We start from the raw sequence: 14,444 nt of genomic DNA on the forward strand, positions 1-14,444 counted from the left end.
ATCAAAATACACACCTCAAACTACCACTCCACTTAACAAACAGTAAGCTCAGTGTATTTTCTATCATCTTTTGGCATTTAGAATAGCATTTGGTTTTACGTTTAAACCTTGCGGTAAAATGCCTAATCAGACTGTTATAGCCCTCTATGGTAAACGCTTGAGCTTTACTGGTTAGGTGTTTGTGTATGGGTATGATTTCTTGATAAGACTTCCAGTAGTCAGAGCAAAACAGTTTTATGTTGTTTGGGTTTAGGTTGTTGTACAGTCTTTCAAAGGTTTTACTATCTCGCTTACCACACACAAAGCCTAAGACTTGTTTGGTGTTTCTGTCAATGACAATCCACGTCCAACAGTAGTTTTTTTAAACTTGGTGTAACTGTGAATCTCATCAAGTTCGACAGTGTCTATCACTTGATCGGCATCTGCCTTGATTTCATGTTGTTCACCTAATTGCTTAACCCATTGATAGACTGTACCATAACTAATACTTAGCACTCTACCAATGGAGCGAAAGCCTAAGCCTTCAAGATACATATCTATTGCCATTTTTTTAATGTCATCGCTCTTATGTGAGGCATGTTTGTGTACAGAGAAATAATAACAGCAGTCTTTGCACTTATAGCGTTGCTTACCATTATTAAAACCTGCTTTAACGAAAGAGGGTGATTGACACTTAGGGCAATGGGTGAATATTTGACTCATTGGGTGTTTGCTTTGCTTATGATAGACTATGTGGGTATTTTAGCTTATGTATTGCTGTTTAACAATACCACAATAAAAACTCACCCGATATGTTATTATTGGGTGAGTTTTAAGTAGTAACTTAGAATGATAATAACAGAGCTGCTAATTTCTCCATTCATCACCCATGCCACAGCTATTATCACGGCATTTTCTACCATTGGCGCTTAGAACAAGTGCACCATCTCTAGCTTGTGTACCAGTTGCACTCGGATTTGCTGTTAATACCCAGTTACCAGAGTCTAGGCCACCGATGGTTACATTATATAATGCAGTACCTGTGCGAGGATAGCTCCCAAGCAAATCTTGGATGGCTTGGTTATTGTTAGCTGCCAAAGCACGGTAACCACCCCGTCCCACCGCCAGCTTTCTTGCCTCTAACTGCCTACCAATATTTTGTAATTCTGTCATCATGTCTGCACGCTTAGTACGCACAACATAATCTTGATAGCTAGGAATAGCAATGGCTGCCAAGATGGCGATAATCACCACCACAATCATCACTTCTATCAGTGTAAATCCCTGCTGTTTATTCATCACCAAGTCTCCTGCCCTGCAGCATTGCAGGTCGTCGTAGCTAGACCTACCACAGTCGGATCGGCGCCAGCGCTGGATTTACACTTAAAACCTGTGCTACGCAGCACAAAAGCACTGGCATTATCAATACTGCCATTATTGGGGTTTGGCGTGGCATGCATCACCCAAGAGCGTCCCGAACTTACAATGTCGGCATTAATGGCAGGATTTAGACCGACTGCTGTATTATCACCGTCTCTTAACTCAATACGATAGCGAAAGTTATCTTGGTTACTGCCTAACGGCACGAATATAACCGTACCGTTAGGGGTGTTATCACCATAACTATGAATCGACCTTCCGTTATTATCGACATTTCTGACGGGTACAAAACCACGATAGGTCATGGCAGATGCTCGCCATCTATCTAAATCCACTTGGATTCTACCCATGCTAGACTGCACCTCTGACTCTGCATTACGAACAACCATGTTGCGATAGTTGGGAAGGGCAATGCTGGCAAGTATCCCCACAACTATTACCACAATCATCAGCTCCAACAAGGTAAAACCCTGCTCGTGATGTTTAACAAAAAACCTCTGAGTCATATCATCTCTCCGCATTTTGGAAATCGTACCAACGATTCACTCGCAGGTTGTATCTTTCTCTGTCAATCTGTGGCTGTCCGGTAACATTACTACCGGGACCAGCATTAACCGATGTACCTGCCGTATCAACAAATCGACCATCTGAACCACCACCTTGGGAAGGACTGGTGTTTGCCATACTGGCTCTTTCTTGTACGGTTTGAGCACTTAGGAATGTACGCAAATTTGTGGTTGTATCACGCTCTGAAGTATAGGCGACGGTTGCCAACTCTTGGATACCCATACCAGCCGTTGCATAACCTAATGTGCCATTTGGAGATGGTTTTTCGGCAGTATTGGTTGGGCAGACACCCCAAGGCATACAATACATTTGACGCTCTGTTGCACCTATGGTACGAGCATCACACGACCCACCACTACCAAACTGAAAATCAGGACTATAGACACTGTTATAGTACACACCACCTGCAACCATGCCCGGTCCGACCGCTTTTAGGTTCTCAACATCAATATAACCATCATAACGAATCATGTCATAATACCAGCCCATATGCTCATATACTGGCAGCCTAGTGGTATAACCACCAACCGTAACTTCTCTTGCTTCGTTGGGCTTTCTATCTCTCATCGTTCTGATGAGCGACTCACGGTACGCCTCTGTATCACTAGCCCCTGCAATCAACTTGGTATCCATTTTTTGCAAATTTGAATTATTTAGGTTGATGCTCATCAAGCCACTCTCCCCAATCAACGAGTTGGTTGCACGGGTGCTGGCGATATCACGGTCAATGATGCCGTAGACACGGTTTGCATCTGACAATCCACGGCGACGGCTTAGTGGCGAACTTCTGTCCCCTGAGGCGACATTAACCACCGCAAAACGCTGTGAATCATTAGGATCGGTATAAAAACTTGCAATCGGTGCTTCATAAAAACGATAAGGGATGTGATTTTCACCCAAACCACCCTCGTTGGCGTTAAATACCCTGACCACACCTCTGGTTATCTTGTTGGTGAGTTCTACTTCCTGATTACTACCCGACAGCTCAATTAAGTCAATACGAAACACCTGACCACCCAAATCGGCAAAATACAGATGGTCAATATAACCGTTATTGTTGCGGTCAAGTGCTGTAATGCCACCCACCACGCTGTGATTCATATGAGCCAACCCGCTGGTGGTTGTAACACCTGCACTACCAATATTCTCACCTTTTGTCCAGCGTCCAACCAGCTGTCCTGTCTCCGAGTCGACCATATAAACCGCGTTACCTTTGGTCTCTGATTTGTTAGCACACGTTGTATCCTTATTGTCAGCATCATTTAGTTTAAACAAAGTGTTCTCATAGCACATGTCATAGCCACCGCCAAAAATCAACACCTCACGCTCAATACTTTCATTTCTACTGCCAGTTCCTATTTTGATTTTTGCCACAACAGGTTTCGCCCAAATTTGACCCATGCGTTCAAATCCAGCTGTTTCGCTGTCTATGCTAAATAGCATGCTAGGTGCCAATCTATTGGTCAAATTCAAACCATACAAACCCTCACCCCCCATACGCAGACCGCCGTAGGCATAGATATGACCTTGCTCCTGAGCTGTTGCGTTATTCGAAGCGTCAATCGCATTGGTAGTAATCCGTGTGGGTGAAGCTGAAAAGTCATAGTTGTATTTAGCATTAATCACCCAAGGTGCATCGACCCCAAAGGCAGGCTCGCCAGAAGTGCCTGTTCCTGATGGGCTTAGAGCTCTACGCTGTTTGTCATCTTCAAACATTCTGCGAGGGATAAAACTAAACTCCTCTTCGCCAGTGCTGGCATCTGCCATAAGTAAAGCACCGCTCATGGAACCATACAGCACATAGTCCTCACGACCTTGTGTTGATGAGACGTTGCCTGTGCTGTCAAACTGACCTTGGTATGCCACCAATGCTGGTACAGAGTGATGTATACCACCCATGACCGGCTTGCCTGCAGGTGCTTTGCTAAGCTCACTTTGTAGTTTAGCATTCTGCTGTGCTGTCGTGCCTTGATAGTCTGATGCTAACAAAGACACATTACCAAAACCCAAGTAATGCAGGATATACGCCTTATCTAAGGCACTGTAGCTCGCTGACAGGGCATCAAAGCCAAATAGCTGACCGTTTTGGACACCTACTCTCTTCATCTCACCGTCATCTTCTACATAGACTGTACGCACGGTATTCTTATTAGCTGCTGTAGGTGCTGGCAAGCGTGCATAGCTACCCCCTGTGGTAATGGCACCATCGGCGACATTTCCTTGTTGCCATATATCCAGAGCCCTAGGGTTGGTGGCATAGGGGAAAGTGGAGCCTCCCGCCGTCTGATAGAGTCTGGTCGTCCCATCTCTACCATATAATGTGCCGTTTAGCGTGTGGTATTTTTTTAAGTTGCCCGGCCATGTTGCAGGTGCTTCTGCGATATTCGCCTGTAGCATGGGGAGATAGGCATAAGGCTGCAAGCTGGCAATGGACAGCGGGTCAGTTGGCACAGCCACCGTTCCTGAAGGAGCGGCTGAGATAATGCCCGACACACTGCTTACAAATTCAACAATACTTCTGGCGACATCATTCGAAGATTCGGCATAATAAAAACCACCCTGACCATAACCATGACCACGCTCACCTAGGTAACATAAGTTTTTGGCATCACGGCTACTATCTGGAATTCGAGCACAGTCATAAACATTTTTTACAGATCTCTCTCCAGTGATAACATCCGTAACCTGCATGTCGGTTTTGTAATTACTTGCATTCTTAAAGACCTTACCAAAACCTACTGTTGCTGTTAAAATAGGCTTTTTGACTTTGTTGTTGGCCTCAGCCAATAATTTGGCAAACTCACCAATACACTCCCATTGAGGATGACCGCTTGTTGTATACCTTGAAACATAAGCAGAACCACTACTTATAATGCTACTTGGCTGTCCGTTGATACGGCAAACTCCATTTGACATTGATACAGAGCTTGTTCCTTCAAGAGCAGCATTCATAATTGATGTAGTAACAGTGCTGCCAACGCCGTTACCACTACCATTATTAGGCTCACCATCAGTTAAAAAGTAGATACCATACCCATCACATTGCCCATTACCTATGGGTGAGTCATAGGCATTATCCTTGACTGCATTGGCATGCGCCAAAGAAAAACCACTACCTACACTACTTCTAGGTCTCTCCACTTTCCGATAATAATAAGTATAAGCTCGACCCACCGCCTGGTGGTTTATACCCAGATTATTAATAAGCTGTTGACTAAAATTCTCTCTAACAATTCCACCTGTTCCACTGCAGCCAGAATCCAAAATCTTTTCTCTTTCCACAGGAGTGGTGCAACGAAAGAAGTTGGCACCATACTGATAACCTACTAAAGTATAATAATCAACCATTTCTTGTATACCACTAGTTTTGGTGCCCAACATATAAGCACCTGCTTCTGCGTAAGCATGGACGGTTGGCGTATTAGTCTCCGCTCTTAAATTGGAAATTATTCTTGCCATAGCAAGACGATTCTCATAGGTTAACGTAGAGACAGGGTATGAGATAACCCCACCCCCATCATAACCACCCCTGTAATAAAAATTGCCCAGTCCAATCTTATACTGCATGTAATCAGCACCAAAGCCATTAGCTGGATCGGCAAGCAGTGGCATGATGGCATTCTTTAGTCTTGATATGCGGTCATAATATCTAGTATTTGTCCCACAGGAATTTATTTGATAACTAACCATCTCACCATTATTTCCATTATCATCTTTTATGGTGATGGATTTATTGTAAACATTGGGAACAACTCTACCGTACGAACCCTTACGGCAGTAATTTCCGTAATCAACCTCAACACTACGAATATCCATCGATCCCGAATTATCCAGCATCAACATGACTGATGCACCACCACCTGTAGGTGCTTCATAGATTTCTAGATCGCCAATGCGTTTTTCAACAGTATTGGCATGAGATTGTAGTGTCGCTGCACTCATGACCGTCATGGTGGCGATAATGGCGTGACTGAGCTGTTTTATTGAAAATGTTTTCATAATATATACCTTGGTATTTTAATAATAATCACTCTTAAGATTCTTATGGTGTAGGTGCCCGACAGGTGCCATCTGCAGCAAGCTGAGCATTGTCGCAGACATCCGCCTCTTTTTCAAAGCGCAGAATAGCTTCTTCAACGATGGCTTTGGCAGGGACACCTTGCTCTTGGAGACAAGTGGTTAAATTTCTTGCACCGAAGTTATTGCCATAGTTGACATTCGTAATATCACCGACCGCCATATCCATACAATTCCTAATATCAGCACTGCCAGCACTGGACAAGCCAGGCAACATAGACACACTATGCATGGCGATACGAGAGCTAGGCGGTGTGAAGCCTGCACCCAGCTGCTCGCCTTCTAGTGCTAACTTAAAATTATCACTATCGGCAGTCTCACTGGTTAATCCACGGGTTACCACCTGAGTCATAACAGTGTTACGCCCCGATATATAGTCTTGGGCATTATTGGGGTTGCAAGCACCATCATTAGTACGCATGGTGCCGCCACCTGGCAGTAACACACGAGCTCTCTCGACATCAAAAAATGTCTGTGCATTGGGTGTGTAGCAAAAACGTACTTGATGATCCACTTTCTCATTAGGATCCGCATTGGCACCACCGATGGGAATGAAGTAGCCAAGCACGCCTCTGGTCTGAGACATCATCTGGGGGCGAAGCGCATGATTATTATCGCCAGCTACCGTCTCGATATGAGCCAATACAGAGTCAGATGAGTTTAACATCAGCACGTCAGCTTGTTCATTGGTGGCAACACGTAAATCCAAACTACCCTGACGCACCGCTATCATGCCTGCAATCGCAATCAAAAGCAAAAATAAGAGCACAGTAATCAGTGCCACCCCAGATTCAGAGCGATTTACCATAGTACCACCTTTATTATATTGTTGTATTGTCATAGTCGCACCAAGACATGATTAAGAACGACCACGTGAGTTACGTAGCATGATGTTAGTCTCATAGACACGACGAATAAATCTGCCTTGATCAGCTTTCATCCTAACTTGATTACCTAAAATAGTATAAGTTGGATTTTGTGGAGCATCAATCGATGAGACACTACCTTTAGTCAAAAGACCAAGCTGAATGGCGATGATTGCTGTGTTAGCTCCCATGCCATTATACTCGGTCGGCGTCACATAACGAATACCATTGCCATTGGCAACACCAAATCTCACCTGAAAATCATCAATGCCTGAGACAATCAACGCCCCGTCATCGCCAAAGCGATGGATGTTATTCTGCCTGGCGGCACCCGTTAGAATGGTCGCATCTGCCGTCCCCTGACCACCATCTTCAACGATGACATCAGAGACATATAGACCAGCATCACAGCGAAGCTCTAAGGTATCGCCATTGGCTCGGACAAAGTATCGCTCGATAATAATCTGACCATCAATGGGCCCGACAGGGTTACCTGACATTTCTAAAACACCCGTTCTAGGTCCCAATACCAAATTACCCTCACAGTCACGCATGTTCACAGGTGCTCTATACTGAATGGTTAGCTGATCACTACCACCACCATTGGTGTTTGTCGTGGTAGCACCTAATGCATCTCGACTAAGAAGGTTAGTGGTGAGATTGCGTAACGCGCCAACAGCCTCAGCATTAGCGTCACCTGCTAATACGCCACTGTCCACAGCACTGGCTCTAGAAACCTCTGACAGACCCAGACCCGCCATGCGGATATTATTCTCAATATGTTGCAGACCAAATACATTGGCATCTAGGATACTAGAACCCGCTTCTTGGACGGTGGCTGTACGTACGCTGATCACATATACCTGAACAACTGCTGCGATGATAAGCAAAGCTAACACAAGAGAAATCATCAACTCTATGAGAGTAAAACCTTGTTGTTTATTGATCATTAGTAAGTCTCCAATACAACACAGCTTGAACCACGATTGTAGGTGCCTTGATCAGAAATACAGTCTTCATTACCATCACCAACGGTCGGAGTTGTCTCTCCCCAGCTTGCAATCAGACAAACACGCACCAATCCTGCACCAGGACAGTCCAAAGCATTTAGCATCATTTGGTTATCTGCAGCCAGTCTCATGGCTTGATGGGCAGTATAATCCACCTGCTGTGCTGCAGTGCAAGCGGATGTTGCACAGTTTGTGCCAGGTGCAGCTGGTATGGCTGCTGCATAAGTGGCAGGGTTTGCACTAGCACCATGTGCAGCGATGGCATCACGATATCTTTGCTTCATGTCTGCGGTAGGATGCAAACGCATGTCCTCTGCAATATTACGTACTGCTACCATGGCATCGCTACGAATAAGCGTCTCATCTGTTGCCTTTACCGCTCTCATCTGCATGGCACTAAACCCAAGCACAGCAACAGCAAGCAGTAGTAATGATACCATAACCTCTACCATACCCAAGCCATGTTGGCGAATACAGGTATTCTGTCTTAACATTGGCTATTCTCCGAACGTAAGCTAACATTACCATTAACATCAACCGCCACCACTCGTCCTGCACGAGTTCCTTCACTATCACAAGCAACCGTAAAGGTCGATGCTGGATTAACTCGCTTGTTTGCTAAAAATACCACCGTGGCAGCACCGCTTGATGTTGTTACTGGCGTTGAGGTGCTGATATTAAAATTCTTTAATGTGGTACCCGCTACCGTCAATGTTGCATTATTTCCCGTCAGAGTAAGTGTCACATCCTGTCGGCGCATCATACTCTCTGCACGTGCCTCTTTCATGGCAGCGACAATGGTTTGGGCGGTAGATTTATTACGCTGACTCTCTAATGACCTATTGATATTTGGAGCAGCAATAGTGGCTATGACACCTATAATCGCAACAACGACGCCTAGCTCAACCAAGCTAAACCCCAACTGTTTAGATGGTACCACATGACCACATCTAGATACTGAAAAGGACACGGTGTATTCCTTATAATTTTGCCGAATTGTCATACAATATCAGCTTTTTAGGACAAAAAATACAAATACAGATAAAAGAATTGTTGCAAAAAATATTCCACATATCGCAAATTTTAGGGGAATAGGGCTTTTACTTTCATTATTCATACAAAAAACATACAAATACAGCCTGTTTATGCTAAAGCTCATATTATGCAACAATCCATTGACGGTCTGTAAGATTTTTTATTTTTGTGAATTTATTTTGTTATTATACAACTGGGGCACCCCAAAATACCAAATATAGCGACCAACCGACAAATAATTGGTATTATTGGCAAAGTGATTGTTTGAAAATAAAAAACACCTGCCAAAGACAGGTGTTTTTCAATCATTATCTTAATTAGAATTAAGAGAAATCTAGTTCAGTTTCAAAACCTTTTAGGCTGTGACGAGCCATTGCTAGGTTTGATTTTTGACGATCAAGCACTAGGTACAAAAATAGGTTTTCGTTACGCACTAGTGGACGGATAAGGTGGTATTGCCCACTTAGAGTGATTAGGATGTCTTCGATAGACTCATTAAGACCCAATGCTTTTGCAGTTTTACGCTTAGCACGTACCACTTCGGTGTTACCAGCAGCTGCTAGTTCTAGGTCAATACCAGTACCCAAAGTAGCTAGGGCAAGACCTGATTCACTGTCAACCAATGCTGCTGCTACGAAGCCATCGATGTCACTTAGAGCGTCAAGAGATAATTTAGCCATGATGCTATTCCTTAAAAAGTAAATTAATATTGAGATTAATGACGATTTAAGTAATAGTTATCAATAATTAAAGATTTTAAAATTAACAAGTTAATTTAAAATTTTAATGACTATTAACAAATTTCTAAAAATCGTCATATCATAACAAAATCACGTATTAGCATTTCGTTATGTGTGTATTAAACCACACTAAGAAATAAAATGCAAGCATTATTTTGAAATTTTGTGCGGAAAAAATAGAAAAATCAATTTTTTAATAAAATTTATATAAAAATCAATTACTTTTATAATGTATGGTTTTTTAAAAGATTATTTTTTAATTTTTAAAACTATTGATTTAAGCAAATACCCAATATGGCTCAAGACATGCCTAATATAATAAATGATAATCATATACAATATCTTACCATCAATCCACCCTAACCCAAATCGGCATGGTCTGTGAATATTGGCTCGTGCCATAGCTACCGCTTGTGGTGTTGTCGGTGCGAATGTCGCCGATTTTTGTCCATTGTCCACGGTGTAGCATGATGTCATTGGATAGATTTTGGGTACTAAGTGTGCCTGTGCGTGCCGACTGGTGTAGGCTTAGGCGGATTTGACCGTTTGGTGAGACGGTCGCTTTGGCAGAAAAACCGTCTGTGAGTGCCACCCAAGACGTACCAAAATTCACCCACACCCTGCCATATCGCTGATGGGTTTGCCAGCCTACAAGCCCGATGAGTGTGCTTTGACTGATAGACACAGGTGAGCCTGATAGAGTCCGTACGGTGTAGTGCTGATTTGACGTGCTTTGGCTTTGGGTGTTGTGGTATTGCCCATTTATCCACACCTGCCGAGAGATACCGACATTGACATGACCGCCTTGACTGCTTTGGGTGATTTGGTTATTTAGGGCAAGCGAGATGTTAAGCTGGGTGGGGGCAACATCCACTTGACGGACAAGGGCGGAGATACGCTCATAGTCGGCAGGGGTTGCCTTGATGATGAGTTTGTCTTGATATAGCCGTGCCGTACCACGATTGCCAAGCTCATCTTGGACGATGTCAAGCAGAGCAGGGTCGCCATAGGTATGAATGACGTACATTTGGGTGTTGGCATGGGCGAGCGTGGCAAGAAAGCTTAAAATAATGAGTGATTTTTTCATAATGATAAAAGGTTAAAATAATATTTAGCTATTTTAACCTTTTTTGGCATTGGGCTTGTAGGTTTATTGTGTGCAAAAATTGCCAGTTAAACCACTTAATAAGCCATTTATTTTAACCCAAGCACGTCCTGCATATCATACAGCCCTGCAGGTTGGTCGTGTAGCCATAGTCCTGCTCGTACCGCCCCATTGGCAAAGGTCATACGGCTTTGGGCTTTGTGGGTAATTTCGATAATCTCGCCATTCATGATAAATTCCACCGTATGCTCGCCGACAATCTCGCCTCCACGCACCGCATGAATGCCAATCTCGCCATCGGTGCGTTTGGCTTGCCCTTGTCTGCCATAGACGGCGGACGTTTTGAGTGTTTGCCCACGGGCGTTTGCCACCGCATTTGCCATCATAAGAGCCGTGCCAGACGGTGCGTCTAACTTGTGTTTGTGATGATGTTCGATGATTTCAACATCAGCGTCCATGCCCAGCACTTTGGCGGTCGTGGCAAGCAGGTTAAGCGATAAGTTCACCCCTGTGGAGTAGTTGCCCGCATAGACGATAGGAATGTGTTTGCTGGCTTCGTGCAGTTTGGTTTCTTGGGTTTCGTCAAGTCCTGTTACCCCCATGACAAGGGCGACTTTGTTGGCGATACACGCCTCTAGCACCTCATCTAAGGCATCGGGCAAGCTAAAATCGATGAGCACGTCCACCCCTGACAAATCTAGCGTGGAGAGTGTAACCCCACATTTACCCACGCCCACAAACTCGCCTGCGTCCACGCCGATAAGGCTAGATATAGAACGGACAAATGCTCCTGCTAGGTTGGCTTTGGGGTTGTCTAGCGTGGACTGAACGAGCATACGCCCCATGCGACCTGATGCACCCATGATTGCGATGTTTAGTGCCATGATGATTTTCCTTAGGATTAAAGTTTAAGATGATTTGATGATAACCAAAAATTTGCCAAAAGTAAATTTAAAAAATAAGATTTTGGCTCAAAAAAGCATGCTACAAGGGAAAACTATTGCCTGCTCATAACGGTTTTTCGACCCGTAGGCATGGCTCAGAGCGAACGGAAAACCTAGTTTGGCATACTTTTTAGGCTACCACCAAAAATAAAAAACACGGCAAAATTTTACCGTGTTTGTTGGGTGAGGCTAGACTTAATCAAAAATGTCTTTAACTTCATCTTTGATTTTATCAAAAAAGCCTTTTTTCTTGGCACTTGCTCCGTTGTCGCTATTTAGAGTTTTGGCAAATTGCTCAAGCAAGGATTTTTGTTCGCTTGTCAAGTTAGTGGGTGTCTCAACGATGATTTTGCACAGCAAGTCGCCCTGCATGCCACCACGCACGGTGGTTACGCCCTTGCCACGCACACGCAACACTTTGCCACTTTGGGTACCTTCGGCAACTTTGATTTTTAGGCGACCACCGCCCAACGTGGGGATTTCTACTTCATCGCCAAGTGCGGCGGTGGCGATATTGATAGGGATGTCAAGGTGTAAATCCGCCCCATTTCTGGTAAAGATGTCGTGCGGTCTGACATGAATCTCGACATATAGGTCACCATTTGGCATGCCACTGTCGCCCGCTTCGCCCTTGCCTGATAGGCGGACACGGTCGCCATTGTCCACGCCAGCAGGGATGGAGACCTCTAAGGTCTGAGATTTGTGCTGTTTGCCTTCGCCATGACAGTCGGGGCAGGGGTTTTTGATTTTTTTGCCAGTGCCGCGGCAGTCAGGGCAGGTTTGCTGCATGACAAAAAAGCCTTGCTGAACACGCACCTGACCATGTCCACCACAGGTAGGACAGCTGACGACATCGCTGGCAGACTTTGCCCCTTTACCGTCGCAGGTCTCACAGTGAACGCTCGTGCTGTATGTGATTTCTTTTTTACAGCCAGTTACCGCTTCTTCTAGGGTGAGACTGATTTGGTAGAGCAAATCCGCTCCTTTGCTAGCACGAGAGCCACGAGAGTTGCCAAACATGTCACCAAAGATGTCGCCAAAACCGCCACCGCCACTAAAGCCGCCACGAGCCCCACCACCAAAGAAACTACCAAAGATGTCGTTTAGGTCATCGGCACTAAATCCGCCAGCATTGCCAAAACCACCGTTATTCATGCCCTGCTCAAAGGCACTGTGTCCCATGCGGTCATAAGTGGCACGTTTTTGGGCATCCGACAGCACTTCATACGCCATCGTCGCTTCTTTAAACTTTTCTTCGGCACTTGGGTCGTCTGGGTTTTTGTCAGGGTGATATTTCATCGCAAGACGGCGGTAGGCTTTTTTAATCTCTTTATCATCTGCCGACTTGTCCACGCCCAAAATGGTATAAAAATCTTTACTCATGTGTTGTCCTGATTGGCTTTTGGCTACTTAGGCGACCCAAAAAGGTCACGATTCGCAAAAATAAAAAATTTGCCTATTTATGGTGCTTTTATGCCATTTATCAAGCGTGATTGGTGTGATTTTTTACCAATTTTCAAAAATTTATGGCAAAATACCCCACATTATCCCTATTATCATCATGTGTTTATGAAAATCACCAAACCGCTCTTGGCACTTGTCATCATCGCCCTTGTCATCGTGGCAGGCTCGCCCTATTATAAGCTCTACACCCTAAAAAACGCTTATGACAATGGCGACTACGCTCCCATTATTAACAGCATAGATTTTGAGACGCTGCGTCCGAGCCTAAAACATCAGCTCATCACCAAAACCGATAACTGGCTCGGCTCTAACGACGTGGTGCAGGGCTTGTCACTCTTTGGCGGACTGCTTGGGCTAGATGGTGCCAAGCTTAACACCATCGCCCACAGCTTTATCAATACTGCCGTGGATAAGGGCGTTACCCCTGAGAATCTAACTCGGCTTGCCCAAGGCGATGTTCAGCCCGAGAGTGAACCCATGCTTGTGGGCATTGCCTTGTTTGGCGGTTATGTCGATACCGAGCGACTACTCACCGACTACATCAGCACAGGCGACATGAACATCGCCATCAATAATCAAAAAACCGCCATCGCTACCAAGGCAAGCGATAACATCGGACAGCCGACCCAGCCCAAGCTGTCCTACTGCGGTCTTAACTGCTTTGAAGTTGCCACCACCATCAAAGATAAACCCTATACCATCGTCATGCACCGCCATCGGGTGCTAGACTGGCAGATAGTTAATGTTGTATTACCTTGATTTGTCAGGCTGAACGTGCAAAACAAAACCGCCATTAAGACGGTTTGATTGCTACAAATCTAAGAATCCTCAACCTAAATCGAAAAAGACGACCCACAACCACAGGTAGTCGTGGCGTTAGGGTTATCCACGACAAAGCGAGAGCCTTCAAGCCCTTCGATGTAGTCAATCGTTGAGCCGTGTAGGTACTGATAGCTTAGGCTGTCCACCACGAGCGTGGCATCGCCATTGTCAAATGTGGCATCATCATCGTCTAGCTCATCGGCAAAATCAAAGCCATAGGAAAAACCCGAACAACCCCCACCCGTAACATAGACCCGAAGCATCAGCTCGTGATTGCCTTCGGCATCTTTTAGTTTTTGTAATTTTTTGGCGGCGTTGTCGGTTAAGGTCATGACGTTTTGCATGGTTTTTCTCTTTTTAAAATTTTTACAATTCTTAGGGATAATTATACCATAATAAGCCCAAATTTTAGCGATACAAGGTATAATGGATAATTTTTATAATTTGCACAAAAA

At 44.6% G+C, this 14,444-nt stretch carries 14 protein-coding genes and 1 pseudogene; 1 reads left to right on the top strand and 14 read right to left on the bottom strand.

Annotated features, from left to right (window positions below; all coding sequences use genetic code 11):
• Nucleotide 1: 1 nt before the first annotated feature.
• From DX073_RS06865 to dnaJ, 13 genes and pseudogenes are all read right to left on the bottom strand, one after another.
• Nucleotides 2-702 (bottom strand): IS1 family transposase gene (locus DX073_RS06865; RefSeq protein WP_404932911.1). Its coding sequence is split into 2 segments (ribosomal slippage): nt 2-357 and nt 357-702, totalling 702 coding nucleotides; the frame shifts between segments, so codons are not numbered across the junction.
• Between the two features lie 144 nt (nt 703-846).
• A complete protein-coding gene (locus DX073_RS06870) occupies nt 847-1,278 on the bottom strand; it encodes a type IV pilin protein (protein WP_115006876.1) in 432 nt (143 codons plus the stop codon).
• A complete protein-coding gene (locus DX073_RS14895) occupies nt 1,278-1,865 on the bottom strand; it encodes a type IV pilin protein (protein WP_181814386.1) in 588 nt (195 codons plus the stop codon). The genes DX073_RS06870 and DX073_RS14895 overlap by 1 nt, the downstream gene beginning before the upstream one ends.
• Before the next feature lies 1 nt (nt 1,866).
• Entirely contained in the window at nt 1,867-5,028 is a 3,162-nt protein-coding gene (locus DX073_RS06880) for a pilus assembly protein (RefSeq protein ID WP_181814387.1), read from the bottom strand.
• A 940-nt stretch (nt 5,029-5,968) separates the two neighbouring features.
• Nucleotides 5,969-6,760, bottom strand: a complete 792-nt coding sequence (locus DX073_RS06885; RefSeq protein ID WP_147279692.1) for a hypothetical protein — start codon at nt 6,758-6,760, stop codon at nt 5,969-5,971.
• 102 nt (nt 6,761-6,862) lie between these two features.
• A complete protein-coding gene (locus tag DX073_RS06890; protein ID WP_181814409.1) occupies nt 6,863-7,726 on the bottom strand; it encodes a PilW family protein in 864 nt (287 codons plus the stop codon).
• An 18-nt stretch (nt 7,727-7,744) separates the two neighbouring features.
• Nucleotides 7,745-7,819 (bottom strand): annotated as a pseudogene (locus DX073_RS15040) (prepilin-type N-terminal cleavage/methylation domain-containing protein); the annotation flags it as partial.
• Entirely contained in the window at nt 7,819-8,373 is a 555-nt protein-coding gene (pilV, locus tag DX073_RS06895; RefSeq protein WP_115006886.1) for a type IV pilus modification protein PilV, read from the bottom strand. The pseudogene DX073_RS15040 and the gene pilV, both read right to left, overlap by 1 nt.
• A complete protein-coding gene (locus DX073_RS06900) occupies nt 8,367-8,882 on the bottom strand; it encodes a GspH/FimT family pseudopilin (protein ID WP_115006888.1) in 516 nt (171 codons plus the stop codon). The genes pilV and DX073_RS06900 overlap by 7 nt, the downstream gene beginning before the upstream one ends.
• 355 nt (nt 8,883-9,237) lie before the next feature.
• Nucleotides 9,238-9,594: a roadblock/LC7 domain-containing protein gene (locus DX073_RS06905; protein WP_115006890.1), complete on the bottom strand. Its 357-nt coding sequence runs from the start codon at nt 9,592-9,594 to the stop codon at nt 9,238-9,240.
• Between the two features lie 409 nt (nt 9,595-10,003).
• Entirely contained in the window at nt 10,004-10,741 is a 738-nt protein-coding gene (locus DX073_RS06910; RefSeq protein WP_115006892.1) for a hypothetical protein, read from the bottom strand.
• Nucleotides 10,742-10,848: 107 nt separating this feature from the next.
• A complete protein-coding gene (gene dapB / locus DX073_RS06915; protein WP_404932927.1) occupies nt 10,849-11,643 on the bottom strand; it encodes a 4-hydroxy-tetrahydrodipicolinate reductase in 795 nt (264 codons plus the stop codon).
• 255 nt (nt 11,644-11,898) lie between these two features.
• On the bottom strand, nt 11,899-13,086 hold the full coding sequence (dnaJ, locus tag DX073_RS06920) for a molecular chaperone DnaJ (protein ID WP_115006896.1): 1,188 nt from the start codon (nt 13,084-13,086) through the stop codon (nt 11,899-11,901).
• A 186-nt stretch (nt 13,087-13,272) separates the two neighbouring features.
• On the opposite strand from dnaJ, the gene DX073_RS06925 reads away from it, so the two are divergent.
• Nucleotides 13,273-13,926 carry a DUF2939 domain-containing protein gene (locus DX073_RS06925; RefSeq protein ID WP_181814389.1) on the top strand — a complete coding sequence of 218 codons (654 nt, stop codon included), beginning with the start codon at nt 13,273-13,275 and terminating at the stop codon, nt 13,924-13,926.
• Between the two features lie 74 nt (nt 13,927-14,000).
• Here the strand turns inward: DX073_RS06925 and erpA are convergent, their stop codons facing one another.
• Nucleotides 14,001-14,333: an iron-sulfur cluster insertion protein ErpA gene (gene erpA / locus DX073_RS06930; protein WP_062500809.1), complete on the bottom strand. Its 333-nt coding sequence runs from the start codon at nt 14,331-14,333 to the stop codon at nt 14,001-14,003.
• Between the last annotated feature and the right edge of the window lie 111 nt (nt 14,334-14,444).

This window comes from Moraxella lacunata (genome assembly GCF_900453205.1).
GTDB classification, from domain to species: Bacteria; Pseudomonadota; Gammaproteobacteria; order Pseudomonadales; family Moraxellaceae; genus Moraxella; species Moraxella lacunata_B.